This is a genomic window from Mesorhizobium sp. WSM3866 (assembly GCF_002294795.1).
Taxonomy (GTDB): Bacteria; Pseudomonadota; Alphaproteobacteria; order Rhizobiales; family Rhizobiaceae; genus Mesorhizobium.
In genome coordinates this window covers 238,882-257,963 of sequence record NZ_NSGC01000004.1, presented here as the reverse complement: position 1 = coordinate 257,963, position 19,082 = coordinate 238,882, and the positions used below count along the sequence as shown (strand labels likewise).

The following is a 19,082-nucleotide window of genomic DNA, read 5'->3' as shown; positions in this document are numbered from 1 at the left end:
GCTTTAGATCTTTGTTTTGACGCATGTCGCTGCCCCAAAACCGGATCCACTTTTGGGCGACATGCATCAGAGAATGCGCTTCTCGGTCGCCGGATCGAAGAACACCGCCTTGCTGAGATTGAAGGCCAGCGGCGTGCTGGTGCCGGGCTGGATCCTGGCGTCGGCGCGCAGCCGCGCCACCACGCCCTTGCCGCCGAGATTGGTGACGGCGAACGTGTCCGATCCCGCCGGCTCGACCACTTCGATGTGGCAGTCGGCGGTGGCGATTTCGGATCCGTTGCGCTCGGCGCCTTCTGGATCGGTCAGCGCTTCCGGGCGCACGCCGAAGATGACCGGCTTGTCCTTGAAGGCCGCAAGGCCGGTCGGCGCGCCGGGCAGCGACAGCGTGATCGGCTGGCGCGCCTCACGATCGAGAACGACGGAGAGCCCGCCGCCATTGGCGCCGATCTTGGCCGGGATCAGGTTCATCGCCGGCGAGCCCATGAAATCGGCGACGAAGACATTGGTGGGGTTGTTGTAGACTTCGGCCGGCGTGCCGAACTGCTGTACCTCGCCATCGCGCATCACGGCGATTTTGGTCGCCAGCGTCATCGCCTCGATCTGATCGTGGGTGACATAGACGATCGTGGTGCCGGTCGTGGCGTGCAAGCGCTTGATCTCGATGCGCATGTCGACGCGCAGCTTGGCGTCGAGGTTGGAAAGCGGCTCGTCGAACAGGAAGAGCTTCGGGTCGCGCACCAGCGCCCGGCCCATGGCGACGCGCTGGCGCTGGCCGCCAGAAAGCTGGCTGGGCTTGCGGTTGAGCAGGTGACCGATCTGCAGGATCTTTGCCACCTTGTCGATCGCCGCCTGGCGCTCCGCCGCCGGCACGCCGCGCATCTCCATGCCGAAGGCGATGTTTCCGGCAACCGTCATGTTCGGATAGAGCGCGTAGCTCTGGAAGACCATGGCGATGTCGCGCTTCGAGGGATGCAGATCGTTGATCGCGCGGCCGTCGACGCGGATCTGGCCCTCGGTGATGGTTTCCAGCCCGGCGATGGTGTTGAGCAGCGTGGACTTGCCGCAGCCGGACGGGCCGACCAGCACCAGGAAGCCGCCCTTTTCGAGCTCGACATCGATGCCTTTCAGGATCTCGACATTCCCGAAGCGCTTCTTCAGCCCATCAATTTCCAGAAAAGCCATGGTCGTTCCTTCAGAAAATAGGGTCAGCCCTTGACCGCGCCGGCCATCAGCCCGCGCACGAAATAGCGGCCGGCGACGACATAGACGATAAGGGTGGGGAGCGCGGCAATCATCGCCGCGGCCATGTTGACATTGTATTCGACGACGCCGGTCGAGGTGTTGACGACATTGTTGAGCGCCACCGTCATCGGCATCACGTCGCCGGTGCCGGCGTAAGCGGAAGCGAACAGGAAGTCGTTCCAGATGTTGGTGAACTGGTAGATGACGGTGACGACAAAGATCGGCATCGAGTTCGGCAGCATGATGCGACGGAAGATCTGGAAGAAGGAGGCGCCGTCGACCTGCGCCGCCTTCACTAGTTCGGTCGGGAAGGCCTCGTAATAGTTGCGGAAGAACAGGGTGGTGAAGCCGAGGCCGTAGACCACATGGACGAAGACCAGGTTGACCGTCGAGTTACCGAGGCCGAAGTTGAACCCCGTCGCGTTCTGCAGGCTGGCGCCGAAGCGGCCGATGCTGCCGAGGATGGTCGCCATCGGCAAGAGCACCGACTGGAACGGAATGAAACAGGCGAACAGCATCATCGCGAAGACCAGCGTATGGCCGCGGAAGCGCCATTTGGTCAGCACATAGCCGTTGAGCGCGCCGAGCAGCGTCGAGATCAGCACCGCCGGCACCACCATCTTGATGGAGTTCCAGAAGTAGCCCTTGATCCCGGCGCAGGTGAGACCGACGCAGGTTTCGCCCCAGGCCTTGAACCATGGCGCGATGGTGGGCGACTGCGGCAGCGCCAGCATGTTGCCGTTCTGGATCTCGTCCATGGTCTTGAACGAGGTGACCAGCATCACGAAGAGCGGCATCAGGTAGAACAGTGCGAACAGCGCAAGCAGTCCGTAGATGACGATGCGGTTGATCGTCCTGGCGCTGACGCCGCTCGATGCCTGGCTGGCCGGTGAGGTGACGGCGCTCATCGCGGCTTCTCCCTGAGCTCGGAATAGAGATAAGGCACGATGATCGCGGTCAAAGTCATCAGCATGATCACCGCGCTCGCCGAGCCGACCGCCATCTCGTTGCGCTTGAAGGTGAACTCATACATGAAGTTGGAGGGCAGCCAGGCCGAACCGCCCGGTCCGCCGCTGGTCAGCGCCACGACAAGGTCATAGGACTTGATGGCCAGATGCGCGAGCACGATGAAGGCTGACAGGAACACCGGCCTGAGCAGCGGAATAACGATGCGGCGGTAGAGCTGGAAGGTGGTGGCGCCATCGATCTGCGCGGCCTTCATGATCTCACCGTCGATGCCGCGAAGCCCGGCCAGAAACATCGCCATCATGAAGCCGGAAGCCTGCCAGACGCCGGCGATCACCACCGTGTAGATGACGAAATCCTTGTTCTTGATCCAGTCGAAATGGAAGCTCGTCCAGCCCCATTGGTGTAGGGTCTGCTCGAGACCGAGGCCGGGGTCGAGGAACCACTTCCAGGCGACGCCAGTGACGATGAAGGAGAGCGCCATCGGATAGAGATAGATCGGCCGCAGCATGCCTTCGCCGCGGATCTTCTGGTCGAGCAGGATGGCCAGGAAGAGGCCGAGCGCCAGGCAGATCAGGATGTAGAGGAAGCCGAAAATCCCCATGTTGGTGATCGAGGTGTACCAGCTCGACGGCGGGTCGCTCTCGAAGGTCCAGCGCCACAGCCGCTGATAGGCGCGGGCGCCGGTGATGTCGTAGGATGGGAAGGTCTTGGAATTGGTGAACGACAGATAGATCGTCCATAGGATGAAGCCATAGACGAAGACGATCGTCGCCGCGAAGCTCGGCGCCAGGACGATCTTCGGCAACAGGTCCTGCAATCGCGAGCGGACGGAGGCGCCAGGACGGGCGTCATGTTCCGGCGTCAGCTTGATTTGGGTTTCGGCGACTGTGCTCATCGGCTCATCCAGTACCGGTTATTGGAGACCAGCCAGCGTGCGGCGCACACCAGGCAGCAATCCCGTATATCGTCTCGACAGGAGACCTCCCCCGCCGGAGCGGGGGAGACTCGAGTGGTTTTGTTTATGCAATTCCGAACGGAAAACCGCTATGCACTTTTCCTGGAATTGCTCCAGCAAAACGCCTTACTTGGCGTCGTCGATCGCCTTGACCAATTCGGTCACGGCTTCGTCCGAGGTCTTGATCTGGCCATGGACGAACTTCGAGATGACGTCCTTGTAGGCGTTGGCGACAGCCGGGGGCGCGCCATAGCCCTGGGCCAACGAGCCGAACAGCTTGCCGCCTTCGTTAGCCGCCTTAAGGTCGGCGATGCCCTTCTTGCCGCAAGCATCGAAGTCGGTGTCCGGCACGTCGGTGCGGGCGGGGACCGAGCCCTTCACGACGTTGAAAGCCGACTGGAAGCTCTTCGACAGGGTGGCGGTGGCCAGAGCGACTTGGGCGGCCTTGCGGTCGTCCGGAACGTTGAACATGCCGAACATGTCGGAGTTGTAGATCACCGAGCCGTCGGTGCCCGGGAAGCGGTAGCAGAGGAAGTCCGTGCCCGGCGTCTTGTTGGCGGCATGGAATTCGCCCTTGGCCCAGTCGCCCATGACCTGAACCAGCGCATCGCCCTTGATGACCATGGCGGTGGCGAGGTTCCAGTCGCGGCCCGAGAAGTTCGGGTCGACATAGGTGACGAGCTTGGCGAGGTTGTCGAACGACTTCTTCATCGTGTCGGACTTGAGCGACTCCTCATCGAGGTCGTTCATCGCCTTCTTGTAGAATTCCGGTCCGCCGGTCGACAGCACGACGGAGTCGAACATGGTCGCTTCCTGCCAGTTCTGGCCGCCGAGCGCCAGCGGGATGACGCCAGCGGCCTTGGCCTTGTCGAGCAGGGCGATGAAGTCGTCGAAGGTCTTCGGCTCGGTGCCGCCGATCTTGTCCATCACGGCCTTGTTGATCCACAGCCAGTTGACCGAGTGGACGTTGACCGGAGCCGCAACCCACTTGCCGTCATAGACGGAGAACTTCTGCAGGGCGGCCGGAACGCTCTTGTCCCAGCCTTCCTTCTTGGCGGTCTCGGTGAGGTCGCCCATGACGCCAGCAGCGGCATAGTCGAGCACGGTGTAGCCCAGCATCTGCGAGGCAGTCGGATAGTTGCCGGCCGCGACCATCGCCTTCAGAGCGGTCATGGCGGCGTCGCCGCCGCCGCCGGCCACCGGCACGTCCTTCCAGGCATAGCCTTCCTTGGCCAGATCCTGCTTCAGCACGTTCAGAGCAGCCGCTTCGCCGCCCGACGTCCACCAATGCAGCATCTGCACTTCCTTGACGTCCGCGGCATGCGCCGAGAACGCAAAGCTCGTCGCAAGAGCCGTTCCGATAAGCAGTTTGCGCAACATGTACTACCTCCCTTGTTGCATTCACATAACCGGCGGGGTGACCGCCGGGGTCTCCCAACTCAGCCGAGCCACCATCCGGTGCGCTGGCCGCGATGAAACTGGATTGTCTTTTCCTCGGTATAGTCCTCGACGGCGCGTTTGCCGAGTTCGCGTCCGAGACCGGATTGCTTGTAGCCGCCGAAGGGCAGTTCGGGATAACCCTCCATGAACGTATTCACCCAAACCGTCCCCGAACGCACACCGCGCGCCACCGACATGCATGTGTCGATGCTGGCGCTCCACACTCCCGCAGACAGACCATAGGGCGTGTTGTTGGCGATGTGCAATGCCCTTTCAATCGTTTCAAAAGTGAGCACGGACAGCACCGGCCCGAAGACTTCCTCGCGCGCGATTTCCATGTCCTCGGTAACGTTGCGGACAATGGTCGGATCGAGATACTGGCCGGCGTTGGAGGCGAGCTGTCCGCCGCCGCTGAAGACGCTGCCGCCGCCGGTTTTGGCCGCCTTCACATAGCCGGCTACCTTCGCCATGTGGTCGGCCGAGATCATCGCGCCGACCTTGGTGCGGTCGTCAAGCGGATCGCCGACTTTCACCCTCTCGGCCAGCGCCTTGACTGCGCCGAGAAAGTCGTCCGCGATCGCCTCATGCACGATCAGCCGACTGCCGGCATTGCAGCATTCGCCGGCGTTGAAGAAGCCGCCGAAGACTGCGGCATCCGCCGCTGCTTCGAGATCGGCGTCGGGAAAGACGATCTGGCCGTTCTTGCCGCCGAGCTCCATCGACACCTTCTTCAGCGAACTGGACGCCGCCGCCATGGTCATCTTGCCGACGCGGGTCGAGCCGGTGAAGGACACCATCTCAACCAGCGGATGGCTGACCATTGGCGCGCCGACATCGCTACCCAGGCCAGCGAGGATGTTGACGACACCCGTCGGCAGGCCGGCCTGCAGCAGGATATCGCCGAGCACGAAGGTCGACGCCGAGGTCATCTCGCTCGGCTTGACCACGGCAGTGCAGCCGGCGGCGAGCGCGAAGGGCAGTTTCTGGCTGACGATCAGGAAGGGAAAATTCCACGGCGTGATGATCGAGACGACGCCGATCGGCTCGCGCACGACCACGCCCAGCATGTCATCGCCGAGATTGGCGTAGCTCTCGCCATGGAGCGTGCGGGCAAGCGAAGCGGCATAGCGCCAGATGTCGACGGCGCCGCCGATCTCGCCGCGCGCCTGCGCGATCGGCTTGCCGGATTCCAACGCGTCGAGCCTGGCAATCTCTTCCAGTCGGCCCTCGATCAGATCGGCCGCTTTGAGCAGCACCGCGGCGCGTTCCGATGCCTTCATGCGCGGCCATGCGCCGGCCTCGAAGGCCTTGTGAGCTGCCTGCACCGCAGCGTCGACTTCCGCAGCACCCGCCTGCGCATAGCGTGAAACCGCAAAACCGTGGCCGGGACTGTTGCGTTCGATCGTGCGGCCGTCCCGGGCATCGACATGTTTGCCGTCGATCAGAAGCTTGTAGCTCTTCGGCGCCTGAGACGCTTCGACCGGCATGGAAATGTTAAGCGGTGCGTTCATCGTATCTTCTCTAGGATCTCGAAAAGTCCGGCTTGTGCCTGGCCTTGAAGGCGCCGACACCGGCCTTGAGGTCGCCGGTGAGCGCAATGAAGCCGCTGGCCAGCGCTTCCGTGGCGGCGGCGTCTTCCTCGCCTTCGGCAATGCCGATCATCAGCTTGGCGGCCTCGGTTGCGAGCGGACCACGCTCGGCGATCTTTTCTCCCCAGGCTTTTGCTTCATCCAAGGCCTTGCCGGTTTCGACGACGCGGTCGACGACGCCGAGGGCGAGCGCCTCGTTCGCCAGAAAAATCTCGCCGCCAAGCGCCATGCGCCGCACGATCTGTGCACCGAAGCGGCGCACAGCGCGCTGCGTACCAGACCAGCCGGGCACGACGCCGATCGAGGTCTCGGGAAAGCCGAGCTTGATCTGGGTTTCGGCGACGCGAAAATCGCAGGCGGCGGCCAGTTCCAAGCCGCCGCCCAGCGCATGGCCGGACAGCACGGCGATTGTCGGTTGCCGAAGCCGCGCCAGCCGGTCGAAGACACGATGGCCGTAGCGCACCCATTGAACCTGGAAATCGGCGGCGCTTAATTGTGCCCAGGCCTCGACGTCGCCGCCGGCGCAGAAACCCTTGCCTTCGCCGCTGATGAGCACGACACGGACACCCTCGGCCAGTTCGGCCTTGTCGAGTGCGGCTTCGAGCGCGCGCAGCATCGGAATGTCGAGCGCGTTGAACTTTTCCGGCCGCCTGAGCGTCACGGTACCGATCACGCCATCCTGCTCGAAGGTGACGAGGCGCTCAGCCATGCGCGCCTCCAAGCGAAGCGCCGCCGTTGAGCGACAGGCCGATCGGCCGATCTTGATAGAGCGAGGCCGGCGTGAACTTGAGGTCGTTTGCGACGGAGAGCGGAGTGTCGGCCTGCGCCAGCACATCGCGTTCGAGATCGATGCCGGGCGCCAGCTCGGTCACCATCAGCCCGGCCTGGGTCAGCTTCATCACACAGCGTTCGGTGACATAGGTGATGTCCTGGCCTTGCGCGACCGCGCGCTTGCCGGAGAAGGAGATGTGCTCGACCTCCTCGACGATCTTTTTCACCTTGCCTTCCTGGTCGATGCGGAGGGCGCCGTTCGCCAGCGAAAGCTTGGCGCCAGCATTGAAGAAGCCGGAGAAGACGATCTTCTTCGCCCGCGCGGTGATATCGACGAAGCCGCCGGCGCCGGCCGTCACATGCGGTCTCGCCGAAAGCTTCGACACGTTGACCGAGCCGTGGCGGTCGATCTGCAGGAAGGACAGGAGCGAGGCGTCAAAGCCGCCGGCCTGGAAATAGATGAACTGGTGCGGCGAGGGCATGATCGCCTCGGCATTCGAGGCGCAGCCGAACTTGAAGTCGAGCAGCGGCACGCCGCCGACCGCGCCCTGCTCGATCACCCAGGTGACCTTGCCGTGCTGGCCTTCCTCGAGAAGAATGCGCGGCACGTTGGCGGAGATGCCGAAGCCGATATTGACGGCCATGCCGTCGCGCAACTCCATGGCGACGCGGCGCGCGATCACCTTCTGGATGTTCATCTCCGGGGTGCGGAAGGTGGAGAGCGGCCGGAAGATCTCGCCCGAGATCGCCGGGTCGTAAGCCGTCTGCGTCGTCTGCAGCTGATCGGGCGCGACGACGATATGGTCGACCAAGACGCCGGGCACGCGCACATCGTGCGGCTTGAGGGTGCCGTTCTCGACGATGCGCTTCACCTGCGCAATGACGATGCCGCCATTGTTGCGTGCAGCCAATGCCTGTTCGAGACCGCCGAGATAGGCGCCCTCATGCTCGTAGGTGAGATTGCCGCGCTCGTCGGCGGAGGTGGCGCGGATGATCGAGACGTTGGGGACGATGGCTCGGAAATAGAGCCACTCCTCGCCGTCGAACTGCTGCACCGAGACGATCGGCTCGCTGGCGGCGGCGTTCATGGCGCAGCCCTGGTGGCGAGGGTCGGCGAAAGTGTCGAGGCCGACCTTGGTCAGCACGCCGGGACGCTTGGCGGCCGCCTCGCGATGCATGTCGAAGAGGATGCCGGAGGGCACGTTGTAAGCCGCGACCGAGTTGTCGCCGATCATCTGCCAGATCCGCGGCGGCTCGGCGGAGGAGGGGCCTGACGGATACGAGCCGCAGAGCGTGCGTTTGAGCAGGCCAGGCTTGGCGAGATGGTCGATGCCCTTGATGCCGTACATGTCGCCGGCGGCGATCGGGTGCAGCGTGGTGATCGCTCTCGGATGCCCTTCCGCATCGAAGCGCTCGCCGATCGCGGCGAGCACGGCGTCGGGGCAGCCGAGGCCGCTCGAGGACGACACCGAGACAACCATGCCGTCCTTGATCAGGCTGGCGGCATGCGCTGCCGTGACGAGCTTGCTCACGCGAGGCTCCTGAGTTGCGGATCGATGATCACGGCCTTGCCGGTCTTCGATGATTGCAGTGCTGCTTCGGCGGATGCCAGCGACCAAATGCCGTCCTCGCCGGTGGCCGAAGGCTGGCCTTCGCCGCGGATCGCGGCATGGAACTGGCGCAGCGAGCGGGTGTAGAGGTCCTCGCGATCGAAGTTCAGCTCTTCCTCGCCATTTGCAGTGCGCAGCAGCACCGAGCCGACCGGCTTCTGCGTCATCACATCGGTGGCGATCAGCGAGCCCTCCGACCCATGCACTTCGAAACCGATGCCGGCGAACTTGGTCGTGAAGCCTTCATGCGATTGCGCAATGACGCCGGACTTGAAGCGCCAGATGCACATCGCGCCGTCCTCCAGCCCGCCGCCGGCCATGCCGGCCGACTGTGTGAAGGCCGAGATCTCGACTGGATCGTCGCCGAGCACGAAGCGCAGCGTGTCTGCATCATGCACCGTGATGTCGAGCACCACGCCGCCCCCGGCTTCAGGCCTGGTGAGGCGCCAGCCCTGCAGGCTTTCAGGCAGATAGACGGAATGGAAGACACGCGCGGCGATCGGTTTGCCGATACGGCCGGTTGCGATTGCCTCGCGCATCGCGCGGTGCGCGCCGGCATTGCGCAGATGATGGTTGGTGCCGAACACGATGCCGGCTTTCCTGGCCACCGCCACCATCTTGCGCGCATCGGCGCTGGTCAGCGCCAGCGGCTTTTCGCAGAGCACATGCTTGCCGGCCTTGATGGCGGCCAGCCCCTGTTCGAGATGCAGCTCATTGGTGGTCGAGATGTAGACGGCATCAATGTCCGAGCCAAGCAGCGCATCGAGCGTCGAGACGGCTTTAGGAATGCCGTTTTCCTTGGCGTAGCCTTGAGCCCGCTCTGCGCTGGAGCTCATCACGGCGGCAACCTCGCCGTCGGCCTGCGCGCGAATGGCGTTGATCATGAACTGCCTGGCGATTGTGCTCGCGCCGATCAGGCCCCATCTCACGCTCATGCCGCGTCTCCCATTCCAGTGCCGTGCGCGCTGCGGCTCGGGCCGCAGCTTTCCCTGACGACGAGGCTGACCGCGCCGATATGGTCCTCGGCGCGCGTCGTGCGCGACTGAATCATCTTCAGCATGACGTGCGCGGCGCGCTCGCCGAGGCCTGGGGTGTCGACGGCGACGCTGGTCAGCGCCGGCATGTAGTGCTCGGCTTCGGCCACGTCGTCGAAACCGACCACGGCGAAGTCGGCCCCGGCCTCCAGGCCGCGCTTGCGCAGCGCGAGCATGACGCCGAAAGCGACGGCGTCGTTGAAGCAAAGCGCGGCTGTCGGCGGCTCGGCTGCCGCAAGCGCGGTCTCCAGGCAGGCCATGCCGCCTCTGCGGCTGGTCTCGCCTTCGACGATCGTTCGGTTGGCGGCCGGGATGCCAAGCGCCTCGCAGGCCTCGATGAAGCCGCCGAGCCTGTCGTGATAGACAACGAGGTCGGACGAACCGCCGAAGAAAGCCAGCCGGCGGTGGCCTTTGCCGATCAGATGCTGGGTGGCGAGATAGGCGCCGCGATGGTTGTCGGGCGCGATTGCCGGGATGCGGCTCTCGGGCAGGCGGCGCATGGCGAAGACGACCGGCACGCCGGCAGCCTCGATGCGGCGGAAGGCGCCGGGCGTGGTGCCGCGCGCCGGCGAGACGATCAGACCGGCGACGCCCTGTTCCAGCAGCGACTTCAGCACTTCTTCCTGGCGGACCGGATTTTCCGCGGTGTTGGCGATGAAGGGCACGATGCCTGCGGCCTGAAAGACGCGCTCCATGCCAACCGCCAGCTCGGCGAAGAAGGGGTTGGTGAGATCGTTGATCACCATGCCGATGACGTTGGAATGCGCCTTGCGCAGGTTGGCGGCGCCGCGGTTGTAGACATAGCCGACATCCTCGATCGCCTTGCGGACCTTGACCGCGGTCTCAGGCCGGATCAGCCCGCTGCCTTGCAGCACGAGCGATACCGTCGATTTGGACACGCCGGCCTCGCGGGCGATGTCCAGGATCGTCGCCTTGGCCCGGCTGGCCATATCCGTGCTTCCTCCGCTAAAATTTATTGGAACGTTCTAAACATTGCGTCAAGCCGGAGTCAACTGGGAATCATGTCGATTTCGAAAAATTGATCGATGGCCAGAAAATGTATGGGGTTTAGGGCCGCAGCGCTGCGTTGGATCGCTTCAGTCGCAGGGATCATAAAGGTTCTTGATTTATTGGAACGTTCCATCTATAGGCTGCCACAAAGGGAGATTTCGATGGACATCATCCTGCCTGCGAAGAATGGCGATCGTGTCGGCTACCGGCTGGTCGGCCAACCGGCGCAGCCCAACATCGGCGCGGATTTCCCGCGCCTCGCCTATGCCGCCGCCCATGTCGTCGCCAACCCCTTCGCCATGACCGATCCCTGGTCGCGGCCGGCGGTCGACTGGGACAAGACCATGGCATTCCGTCATCATCTGTGGCGGCTCGGCTTCCGCATCGCCGAGGCGATGGACACCTCGCAGCGCGGCATGGGGTTCGACTGGGCGAGCGCGAAAGAACTGATCCGGCGCTCGATCGCCGAGGCGCGCACGGTGAAAGGCGCCGATCTCGCCTCCGGCGCCGGCACCGACCACCCGACGCCGGCCGCGGCAAGGACGCTCGACGATGTGATCCGAGCCTATGAGGAGCAGTTCGCCTTCATCGAAGGCGAGGGCGGCAAGGCGATCATGATGGCAAGCCGCGCGCTGGCGGCCGCGGCCAAAGGCCCGGACGACTATGCCCGCGTCTACGACCGGATCCTCAGCCAAGCCTCCGGCAAGGTGATCCTGCACTGGCTGGGCGACATGTTCGATCCGGCGCTCAAGGGCTATTGGGGCAGCAACGATTTCGATACCGCCCTGGACACCGTGGTCGCCATCATAGAGCGGCACGCCGACAAGGTCGAAGGCATAAAGATATCACTGCTCGACGCCGGCAAGGAGGTGCTGCTGCGAGACCGCCTGCCTGAAGGCGTGGTGATGTTCACGGGTGACGACTTCAACTATCCGGAGCTGATCGCGGGCGACGGCAAGAGGCACTCGCATGCGCTGCTCGGCATCTTCGATGCCATCGCCCCGGTGGCCAACCCCGCGCTGGCCAGGCTCGCCGAGGGCGACCGGGCCGGCTATGACGCGCTGATGGCGCCGACCGTGCCGCTGTCGCGCAAGATCTTCGAAGCCCCGACGGAATATTACAAGGCAGGCATCGTCTTCATGGCCTGGCTGAATGGCCACCAGGATCATTTCACCATGGTCGGCGGCATGCAGTCGGCACGCGGCGTCTGCCACTACGCCGATGTTTTCCGCCTCGCCGATCAGGCGGGATTGCTGGCCGATCCAGATCTCGCCGTCGCTAGAATGAAAGCGCTGTGCGCCGTCTCGGGCGTCTGAGAGGGATACGCCTCTCGCTTCCCCTGCCGCTGGCGAAGAGCGTAACTTTGATATCGGGCTTGGGCCGGCAGCAGCCGAAATTCAGCTGGAAGGGGTGGGCACCGCCGTCATGGACCATCATTAGGCCGACCGATCGGCAGTAGCGCATGTTCTCGCAGGCCGAGGTCTAGTCTAGATCCCAGTGACTTTGCGAGAAATCCGCTTCAACCGGTGCGGATCGATCTGCGGTTCTGTGTCGATGCTTCTGCCTCGAACGATTGATCACATCTCTCGTTTGGGCGAGGAGCTTCCTGTCGCTCTCGGCTTGAAGAGGGCGCGGACGTGGGTTGTCGGGAATTTGGTCTCGCATGACGCGTCTCCGGTCTTGGTTCAGACGGGAGCGCGGTCGCTGTCTCTCAGCCGCCGGCGTCCTTTGCTAGTTGCCGACGATGAAGGTTAACTTGCGAGCGTCAGATCAGTTGCACGGTGCGTTAGATCTTCTGGGCCTTGCCGGAATATCCAGGCTCGCTCTCGGGCCGATTGCAGTTCGCTGCGGATCCGTCGCGCTTGTTGCCGTTCGGCATCGACTTCGGCTCGAAGCCGATACCGCTCGGCGCGCAATTTGATGGAATCTATATAGACCTTCCAGAAACGGTCGTCGTCTTCGGCCATTGCAGCCAGTCCCCATTTGGCGTGCAACGGAACGCGTCCGCTTTGGTTCCGGAGTGCGGTTGGAAATCTTCGCCCCGGAGTTTCTGTGCCAATCGGCACATTGGGTTAGCTAAGTTATTGAAAGGATGGTGGGCGTGACAAGGATTGAACTTGTGACCCCTGCAATGTCAATGCAGTGCTCTCCCGCTGAGCTACACGCCCATCCGAAGCCGCGCATACACCATTTTTGGTCCGGCACGTCAATAGCAGGAACAAGAAAAGAAAGCTCCGTTTCGCCGCAGCGGCGGAAGCGCCGATGCCTAAAGCGCGTCGCGTCGAAACGGGTTCGAGTGACGCGCTTAGATCTTTGTTTTGTGGATGTCGTTTTCCCAGCCGCTGCGCCGTTTTGGACGACATGCGCCGGCCGGAAAACCCTTTAGGCGGCCTGAAGCATCTTCTCGACCTCGTTGACGAGATCGCGCAGATGGAACGGCTTCGACAGCACCTTGGCGTCCTTGGGCGCCTTGGAATCCGGATTGAGCGCGACGGCAGCGAAGCCGGTGATGAACATGACCTTGAGATCCGGATCGATCTCAGTGGCGCGGCGGGCAAGCTCGATGCCGTCCATCTCCGGCATGACGATGTCGGTCAGAAGCAGCGAAAAAGGCTCTTCGCGCAGCCGCTCATAGGCGCTGGCGCCGTTGTCGAAATCGCTCACCTGGTAGCCGGCGCGTTCCAGCGCCTTGACGAGGAACCGGCGCATATCGTCGTCGTCTTCCGCCAGAAGAATGCGTGCCATCGTATCCCGTCCGAATCACCCGCCCCAAGCCTGCCGCCGGGCAAGCCCGTTAACCATCCTGTATATGAGGAGGAGACGGTAAACATCAAGTGAACGTTGGCCTTGTCGCGACCACTTCGACTGTGCGTTTCGCGGGGCTGAAATGCTGGACATGCCGGGCGCAAGATGGCAGTTTCGCATCATGATGCAGTGCTTCGTCCTGGTTCGTTCAAATTGAAGACGGCAGCCGAGGATTTTTCGGTCACACCACCCTTCGAAATCCGATCGGGCGCCGAGCAACGCGTAGCTTTCCTGTTCAACTCGCCGCATAGTGGCCGCCATTATCCCGAGCGCTTCCTGGCCATGGTGCGGCTCGACCGCAACGCCATACGCCGCTCGGAGGATTGCTATGTCGATGAGCTGTTCGGCGGCGCCGTCGCGCTCGGCGCGCCCATGCTGGCGGCAAATTTCCCGCGCGCCTATCTCGACGTCAACCGCGAACCGTGGGAACTCGATCCGCGCATGTTCGCGGAGCCGGTGCCGTCCTTCTGCAACATCCGCTCTGCCCGCGTGGCGGGCGGGCTGGGCACCGTGCCGAAGCTGGTGGGGGAAGGGCTCGACATCTATCCCGGGCGTCTGCCGCTCTCCGAGGCCGTGGGACGCATAGAGGCCGTCTACAAGCCCTACCACGAGACGCTGAAGCGGCTATTGACCAGGACCCACGCCAGGTTCGGCTATGCCGTGCTGATCGACTGCCATTCGATGCCGGCCAGCGTCCGGGTCGGCGACAATGGCGCGCGGCCGGACTTCATCATCGGCGATCGTTTCGGCATTTCCGCCAGCGCGGCTCTAACCGAGAGGGCGATCGGCCTGCTCACCGGAATGGGCTACGCTGTCGCGCATAACAAGCCTTATGCCGGCGGCTTCATAACCGAGCATTACGGGCGGCCGGCGCGTCATCTCCACGCGCTGCAGATCGAGGTCAATCGCGGGCTCTACATGAACGAGCGGACATTCCAGAAATCGGCCGGCTTCGACGCTTTAGCCGACGACCTGACGCGGTTTTTGGCCGAACTGATTTCGATGCCCGGCCATCATTTCCTCGACCTGCCGCTCGCCGCCGAATGACGGCGGCGCTGCGATCCGCAGCTCAAAAAAAGACCGCATCGTTTTCACGACACGGTCGAAGTCTAGGGAGGAAACGCCCAAGGAGGGCATGGACAGGATAAGCTGTCCGAGAACAAAAGTATTGTGCAATGCACAAATGTCAATCGGCTTCAGGCTTTTTTAATTCAATATGATGTGCAAATCCGGTTTCGGCGCCTGACATGTGACTTTGAGGCAACAGGCGAGGGCGCCTGACCCGGTTGACGCTCCGGTCCGACAAGAAGACAGCAGCTGCCGGATGGTTGCCGCAACGGGGAGAGTGGGTTGGATATCAGCATCGACTTCATGCGGCGCATCGCGCGTGCCGCCGCCGCCGAGACCTTGCCTCGCTTCCGCAGCCAGGCCGCAGTCGCCAATAAGCTGGCGGAGAGCTTCGATCCGGTGACGGAAGCCGATCGCGAGGCCGAGCGGGCGATCCGGGCGCTTATCTCGGCGGAGTATCCCGATCACGGCATCCTCGGCGAAGAGCATGGCAGCGAGAACATTTCGAGCCGGCATGTCTGGGTCATCGACCCGATCGACGGCACACGCGCCTTCATTTCCGGCCTGCCGGTCTGGGGAACGCTGGTCGGACTGACGATCGACGGCGATGCCGTCGCCGGCCTGATGTCGCAGCCCTTCACCGGCGAGCTGTTCTATGCCAATGCCTCCGGCTCGCATTACGAAGGCCCGGGCGGCCCGCGCAAGCTCGCGACGCGCAAGACGACGCAGCTTTCGCAGTCGACCCTATTCACCACCACGCCGGCGCTGTTCAAGGGTGCGGCGCGCAACCGCTACGACGCGTTCGAGAAACAGGTGCAGCTCGCCCGCTACGGCACCGACTGCTACGCCTTCGCCATGGTGGCGGCGGGCAGCGTCGATATCGTCGCCGATCCGGGTTTGAAACCCTACGACATCGTGGCGCTGATCCCGATCATCGAGAAGGCGGGCGGCGTCGTCACCACCTTCGAAGGCGGCCCGGCGGAAAACGGTGGCGACATATTGGCGGCGGCGACGCCGGAGTTGCACGCCGCGGCAATGGCGGCGCTGCGCGGCTGATCCGCGGCGTCGTTCCGTGATCAGGCAGCGTCGCCGGTTCCCGGAACAAAAGCATCGAAGGCCGCCAGGAGCTGCTCGCGAAAGACATCCCTCTCCTGCAGGATCTCATGATGCGCGCCGTCGATCATCAACAAAGAGCCGACGCGCAGCCGTCTGGCATAGGATTCGACCGCCTTGGTCGAGACCACCTGGTCGGCGCCGGCGCCGACGATCAGCGTCGGTACCTGGATCCTTGCCATGAAATCGGGGTCGCTGACCGCTTCCGCCGCTGCGGCTGCGGCCTTCAGCCAGCGGATGGTCGGACCACCGAGTCCAAGGTGGGGCCAGGCCCTGTAAATATCGGTATTGCGCCGGTAGCGCTCCGGGTCGGACGTCACCTTGTTCATTTCGAAGGGCGTCGGCAATTTCGAGCGGGGCCCCCAGGCGGCATAGAGGCGGCCGAGGCCCAGCGCGCAGAACACCGCGCAGACGCGCCGTATGGTGGCGATCGAAACCCGCAAGTCGGGCACGGCCAGGAAAGGCGCGATCAGCACCATCCGCCGCACCCGGTTGACCATCGACGGCGAGGCAAGAAGCGCGATCACCGCTCCCGTCGAATGGGCGAGGATGTAATAGGGGCCGCGGCAATCGGGCAGCACGATCTCCTCGAAGAACTGCTCGAGATCACGGGTGTAGTCGCGGAAGCTGCGGACATAGCCGCGCTGCCGGTCGCGCAGCAGGCGGCTGGAATCGCCCTGGCCGCGCCAGTCGAGGGTGGCGACGCCGAATCCGCGGTCGGCGAGATCGCGGATGGTCTCGAAATATTTCTCGATGCACTCGTTGCGGCCGGTCAGCAGCACCACCGTGCCCTGGAGCGGGCGGGCGACGGCGGCGAAAACGCCGTAGCGGATCTTCCTGCCGTCGCGGGTGGTGAAGAAGCCGCCGGCAGCGTTCTGCGGCGGCGGATTGCCCTCAGTCAGATAGAAAAGGTCCGTCATTCGGCGCTTCGTTGATTGCTTCTTGCCCGAGCGGGCCAGGCGTCGCCACGGTGATAGACGCCCATGCGCCAAAAGCAAAGGTCCGGGATACGCGCTTTCCTGAACGGGAAGGCCGGAAGCACCTGCGGCGCGCTTCCGGCCCCCTGTCGATCCGGGAGGAAGGGACGTTACACCCGGTCGGCCTCGTCGCGGCGCACCGATCGAGGCGCCGCATATCCGTATTGTTGACTGCAGCCTAGCGAGCCCCGGCTGAACGGATGCCGAAGCCTCGGTTCATCTGGCGTTCATCGAGCGAAAAAATCGAAGTGAAAGTTGGTGCGCGAACTTCTTGAAATGGGCTTTTCCGCTTCCCAAATGGAGGTTGCGGCCGCCGATGTCGGGGCCGCTGGCCTATCCGGAGCGCCTTTCGAGGGTTTCGTACCGGGTCAAACGCAAACCATGTTGCTCAACAGGAGAACACATCATGCGTCACGTTGATTTTTCCCCGCTTTATCGTTCGACCGTCGGTTTCGACCGGCTGTTCACCATGCTCGATACGCTCGGCCAGCCCGAGAGCGCGCAGACCTATCCGCCCTATAACATCGAGCGCACCGGCGAGAACGCCTATCGCATCTCGATGGCGGTTGCCGGCTTCTCGGAAGACGAGATCTCGATCGAGGCGCACCGCAATGTGCTCACCGTCAACGGTGAGCGCAAGGAAGAGAACAATGGCGAGGGTTCGGAGCTGCTCTATCGCGGCATCGCTTCGCGCGCCTTCGAGCGTCGCTTCCAGCTCGCCGACCACGTTGAGGTCGAGGGCGCCACGCTGAAGAACGGCCTGCTCTTCGTCGACCTCAAGCGCAACATTCCGGAAGAGCTGAAGCCGCGCAAGATCGCGATCACCTCGTCTTCGGACAAGGCCAAGCAGATCGAGGCCAAGGCCGCCGCGTAAGCCGCGGGCTCCATGTAAGAAACGTCTCCCTCCCGAGACGAAAGCGGCGCCGAAGGGCGCCGCTTGTTTGTGACATTAATCCTGCGCCAGAAAATCAACGCGGCGACATTTCGCCGATGTTTTCTGGCGTTTTTGATCCTGCTTGGCCTCGAACTGTCGCTGCGGCCTTTGCTCGCCTGATCATTGCGAGAGGAGTTGGCCGAGACGGTCGATCTCTTGCGTGGTGGTGGCGAAGCTGGCGACGAAACGGTAGATTGCTTCCTTGTCGCCGAGATGGCCTTCGAAACCCTGCGGCACGCCCCATTCATAGAATTTGGCGCCGGCGGTCTGCAGCTTTTCGGCAAGAGCGCGGTCGAAGATTGCGAACACTTCGTTGGCCTGCGGCAGCCAGGCGAGCCTGCCCGCCGGCGCGTCCTCGATCGTCTCGGCGAGATGTGCCGCCATCGCATTGGCATGCCGCGCCATCCTCAGCCAAAGGTCGTCGGTGAAATAGGCTTCGAATTGCGCCGAGATGAAGCGCGCCTTGGAAAAGGCCTGTCCGGCGCGCTGGCGAAGCAGGCGCAGATCCCGGCCGACTTCGGGGTTGAAGATCACCACCGCGTCGGCCATCCAGCAACCGTTCTTGGTGCCGCCGAAGGAGATCAAGTCGACGCCGCTCCTCCAGGTCATTTCCGCCGGCGTGACGTCGGTCGCGGCAATCGCATTGGCAAAGCGCGCGCCATCCATATGCAGTGGCAGCTTGTGCCTGCGGCTGACCTCGGCGATCGCCTTGACGTCGTCGACGGTGTAGACGGTGCCCACCTCGGTCGCCTGGGTGATCGTCACGGACATCGGCTGGCCGGCCGGCGCAAGATCCTGTGAATAACGCCTGATGGCGTCGTCGAGAGCCTGCGGGTTGATGCGCCCCAGGGGACCCGCAACCGGCGTCGTACGAGCGCCGCCGGTGTAGAAGCCCATCGCTCCGAACTCGTCGACATTCATATGCGCTTCGGAATGACAAAGGGCGATGCCGCCGATACGGTTCAACGCCGCCATCGAAAGGGCGTTGGCCGCGGTGCCGGTGGCGACGAAGAACACTTGAACATCGCGCTCGAAGATCTCGCTGAAGCGATGGTAGACGGTGCGGTCCAAGTCGCCGTCGCCATACGCGGTCGCGATGCCGGCCGCGTGGCGGGAGAGGTTCGCCGAAATGTCGGGATGAACGCCCGCCCAGTTGTCGGATGCAAAGAACATCGAGAGGTCCGTATTGTGATTGGCAGAAAGCGGCGCGACTTGACTGCTTTGGCGCCCGAAGCGCAAGGGCCAATCTTTCGCAAAACGGTGAAGCCAGCCGGGCCGTAACGACTGACTAGAGGTTGCGTTTTTTGATCCCTTCGCGAAATTTTGTGTCGCGGCACGCCCAAGAATTTTGTGAATCGGTCTTGTGCAGGTGCGGGATTTCTGCCATAAAAAATTTAGGACAGTAGTGCTGTCTTATTTTGTCGCACAAAACAGGCTGGACTGGCATATCATCGCTGCCATTCCGGCTATTGTCGCGAGCGGCGGGTAGACGGCTCCGCTCTGGCCTGTACGATACCGGATGCGAACCGGGCGTATGGCCGCATGGTTCGGCAAGAATTTCGCG

17 protein-coding genes and 1 tRNA gene are annotated in these 19,082 nt (G+C 63.3%); 4 read left to right on the top strand and 14 right to left on the bottom strand.

Translation table 11 applies throughout. The features are described 5' to 3' along the window. Window positions 1–66 precede the first annotated feature (66 nt). From CK222_RS11770 to CK222_RS11730, 9 genes are all read right to left on the bottom strand, one after another. Window positions 67–1,182: an ABC transporter ATP-binding protein gene (locus CK222_RS11770; protein ID WP_095800491.1), complete on the bottom strand. Its 1,116-nt coding sequence runs from the start codon at window positions 1,180–1,182 to the stop codon at window positions 67–69. 23 nt (window positions 1,183–1,205) lie between these two features. Next, window positions 1,206–2,150 (bottom strand): carbohydrate ABC transporter permease, encoded by a 945-nt coding sequence (locus CK222_RS11765; RefSeq protein WP_095800490.1) that lies wholly within the window; start codon window positions 2,148–2,150, stop codon window positions 1,206–1,208. Continuing rightward, entirely contained in the window at window positions 2,147–3,106 is a 960-nt protein-coding gene (locus CK222_RS11760; protein ID WP_095800489.1) for a sugar ABC transporter permease, read from the bottom strand. Before CK222_RS11760 ends, CK222_RS11765 begins: the two co-directional genes overlap by 4 nt. Before the next feature lie 186 nt (window positions 3,107–3,292). Next, complete coding sequence (locus CK222_RS11755) at window positions 3,293–4,546, bottom strand: ABC transporter substrate-binding protein (protein ID WP_067002546.1); 1,254 nt, start codon at window positions 4,544–4,546, stop codon at window positions 3,293–3,295. Window positions 4,547–4,605: 59 nt separating this feature from the next. Further along, complete coding sequence (locus CK222_RS11750; protein ID WP_095800488.1) at window positions 4,606–6,117, bottom strand: aldehyde dehydrogenase family protein; 1,512 nt, start codon at window positions 6,115–6,117, stop codon at window positions 4,606–4,608. Between the two features lie 10 nt (window positions 6,118–6,127). After that, window positions 6,128–6,904, bottom strand: coding sequence for an enoyl-CoA hydratase/isomerase family protein (locus CK222_RS11745; RefSeq protein ID WP_067327025.1), 777 nt, complete (start codon window positions 6,902–6,904; stop codon window positions 6,128–6,130). Beyond that, window positions 6,897–8,498, bottom strand: a complete 1,602-nt coding sequence (locus CK222_RS11740) for an acyl CoA:acetate/3-ketoacid CoA transferase (protein WP_095800487.1) — start codon at window positions 8,496–8,498, stop codon at window positions 6,897–6,899. The genes CK222_RS11745 and CK222_RS11740 overlap by 8 nt, the downstream gene beginning before the upstream one ends. After that, window positions 8,495–9,511, bottom strand: coding sequence for a Gfo/Idh/MocA family oxidoreductase (locus CK222_RS11735; protein ID WP_095800486.1), 1,017 nt, complete (start codon window positions 9,509–9,511; stop codon window positions 8,495–8,497). The genes CK222_RS11740 and CK222_RS11735 overlap by 4 nt, the downstream gene beginning before the upstream one ends. Then, window positions 9,508–10,560, bottom strand: coding sequence for a LacI family DNA-binding transcriptional regulator (locus tag CK222_RS11730; protein WP_095800485.1), 1,053 nt, complete (start codon window positions 10,558–10,560; stop codon window positions 9,508–9,510). Before CK222_RS11730 ends, CK222_RS11735 begins: the two co-directional genes overlap by 4 nt. Window positions 10,561–10,782: 222 nt before the next feature. On the opposite strand from CK222_RS11730, the gene CK222_RS11725 reads away from it, so the two are divergent. After that, the gene (locus CK222_RS11725; protein WP_095800484.1) at window positions 10,783–11,937 is read left to right on the top strand and encodes a dihydrodipicolinate synthase family protein; all 1,155 of its coding nucleotides are present in this window, start codon (window positions 10,783–10,785) and stop codon (window positions 11,935–11,937) included. 435 nt (window positions 11,938–12,372) lie between these two features. Here the strand turns inward: CK222_RS11725 and CK222_RS31590 are convergent, their stop codons facing one another. From CK222_RS31590 to CK222_RS11715, 3 genes are all read right to left on the bottom strand, one after another. Continuing rightward, the gene (locus CK222_RS31590; protein ID WP_141247057.1) at window positions 12,373–12,588 is read right to left on the bottom strand and encodes a hypothetical protein; all 216 of its coding nucleotides are present in this window, start codon (window positions 12,586–12,588) and stop codon (window positions 12,373–12,375) included. 126 nt (window positions 12,589–12,714) lie between these two features. Beyond that, window positions 12,715–12,789 (bottom strand) — tRNA-Val (locus CK222_RS11720). Between the two features lie 214 nt (window positions 12,790–13,003). Then, entirely contained in the window at window positions 13,004–13,366 is a 363-nt protein-coding gene (locus CK222_RS11715) for a response regulator (RefSeq protein ID WP_006199474.1), read from the bottom strand. A gap of 165 nt (window positions 13,367–13,531) precedes the next feature. On the opposite strand from CK222_RS11715, the gene CK222_RS11710 reads away from it, so the two are divergent. Beyond that, the gene (locus CK222_RS11710; protein ID WP_095800483.1) at window positions 13,532–14,473 is read left to right on the top strand and encodes an N-formylglutamate amidohydrolase; all 942 of its coding nucleotides are present in this window, start codon (window positions 13,532–13,534) and stop codon (window positions 14,471–14,473) included. Between the two features lie 303 nt (window positions 14,474–14,776). Beyond that, window positions 14,777–15,550: a histidinol-phosphatase gene (gene hisN / locus CK222_RS11705; RefSeq protein WP_095800482.1), complete on the top strand. Its 774-nt coding sequence runs from the start codon at window positions 14,777–14,779 to the stop codon at window positions 15,548–15,550. A 20-nt stretch (window positions 15,551–15,570) separates the two neighbouring features. Here the strand turns inward: hisN and CK222_RS11700 are convergent, their stop codons facing one another. Then, on the bottom strand, window positions 15,571–16,527 hold the full coding sequence (locus CK222_RS11700) for an alpha/beta hydrolase (protein WP_095800481.1): 957 nt from the start codon (window positions 16,525–16,527) through the stop codon (window positions 15,571–15,573). Between the two features lie 463 nt (window positions 16,528–16,990). Here CK222_RS11700 and CK222_RS11695 point away from each other — a divergent pair, with 463 nt between their 5' ends. Further along, window positions 16,991–17,458 carry an Hsp20 family protein gene (locus tag CK222_RS11695; protein WP_095800480.1) on the top strand — a complete coding sequence of 156 codons (468 nt, stop codon included), beginning with the start codon at window positions 16,991–16,993 and terminating at the stop codon, window positions 17,456–17,458. A gap of 180 nt (window positions 17,459–17,638) precedes the next feature. On the opposite strand, the gene CK222_RS11690 is transcribed toward CK222_RS11695, so the two are convergent. Next, window positions 17,639–18,691, bottom strand: coding sequence for a low specificity L-threonine aldolase (locus CK222_RS11690; protein WP_095800648.1), 1,053 nt, complete (start codon window positions 18,689–18,691; stop codon window positions 17,639–17,641). Window positions 18,692–19,082 lie beyond the last annotated feature (391 nt).

What these genes read in the sequence shown, in the direction of transcription:
- CK222_RS11695 (WP_095800480.1), top strand. Translation starts at nt 16,991, where the DNA reads ATGCGTCACGTTGATTTTTCCCCGCTTTATCGTTCGACCGTCGGTTTC.
- CK222_RS11735 (WP_095800486.1), bottom strand. Translation starts at nt 9,511, where the DNA reads ATGAGCGTGAGATGGGGCCTGATCGGCGCGAGCACAATCGCCAGGCAG.
- CK222_RS11770 (WP_095800491.1), bottom strand. Translation starts at nt 1,182, where the DNA reads ATGGCTTTTCTGGAAATTGATGGGCTGAAGAAGCGCTTCGGGAATGTC.
- CK222_RS11730 (WP_095800485.1), bottom strand. Translation starts at nt 10,560, where the DNA reads ATGGCCAGCCGGGCCAAGGCGACGATCCTGGACATCGCCCGCGAGGCC.
- CK222_RS11755 (WP_067002546.1), bottom strand. Translation starts at nt 4,546, where the DNA reads ATGTTGCGCAAACTGCTTATCGGAACGGCTCTTGCGACGAGCTTTGCG.
- CK222_RS11710 (WP_095800483.1), top strand. Translation starts at nt 13,532, where the DNA reads ATGGCAGTTTCGCATCATGATGCAGTGCTTCGTCCTGGTTCGTTCAAA.
- CK222_RS11715 (WP_006199474.1), bottom strand. Translation starts at nt 13,366, where the DNA reads ATGGCACGCATTCTTCTGGCGGAAGACGACGACGATATGCGCCGGTTC.
- CK222_RS11690 (WP_095800648.1), bottom strand. Translation starts at nt 18,691, where the DNA reads ATGTTCTTTGCATCCGACAACTGGGCGGGCGTTCATCCCGACATTTCG.
- CK222_RS11750 (WP_095800488.1), bottom strand. Translation starts at nt 6,117, where the DNA reads ATGAACGCACCGCTTAACATTTCCATGCCGGTCGAAGCGTCTCAGGCG.
- CK222_RS11760 (WP_095800489.1), bottom strand. Translation starts at nt 3,106, where the DNA reads ATGAGCACAGTCGCCGAAACCCAAATCAAGCTGACGCCGGAACATGAC.
- CK222_RS11745 (WP_067327025.1), bottom strand. Translation starts at nt 6,904, where the DNA reads ATGGCTGAGCGCCTCGTCACCTTCGAGCAGGATGGCGTGATCGGTACC.
- CK222_RS31590 (WP_141247057.1), bottom strand. Translation starts at nt 12,588, where the DNA reads ATGGCCGAAGACGACGACCGTTTCTGGAAGGTCTATATAGATTCCATC.
- CK222_RS11725 (WP_095800484.1), top strand. Translation starts at nt 10,783, where the DNA reads ATGGACATCATCCTGCCTGCGAAGAATGGCGATCGTGTCGGCTACCGG.
- CK222_RS11700 (WP_095800481.1), bottom strand. Translation starts at nt 16,527, where the DNA reads ATGACGGACCTTTTCTATCTGACTGAGGGCAATCCGCCGCCGCAGAAC.
- CK222_RS11765 (WP_095800490.1), bottom strand. Translation starts at nt 2,150, where the DNA reads ATGAGCGCCGTCACCTCACCGGCCAGCCAGGCATCGAGCGGCGTCAGC.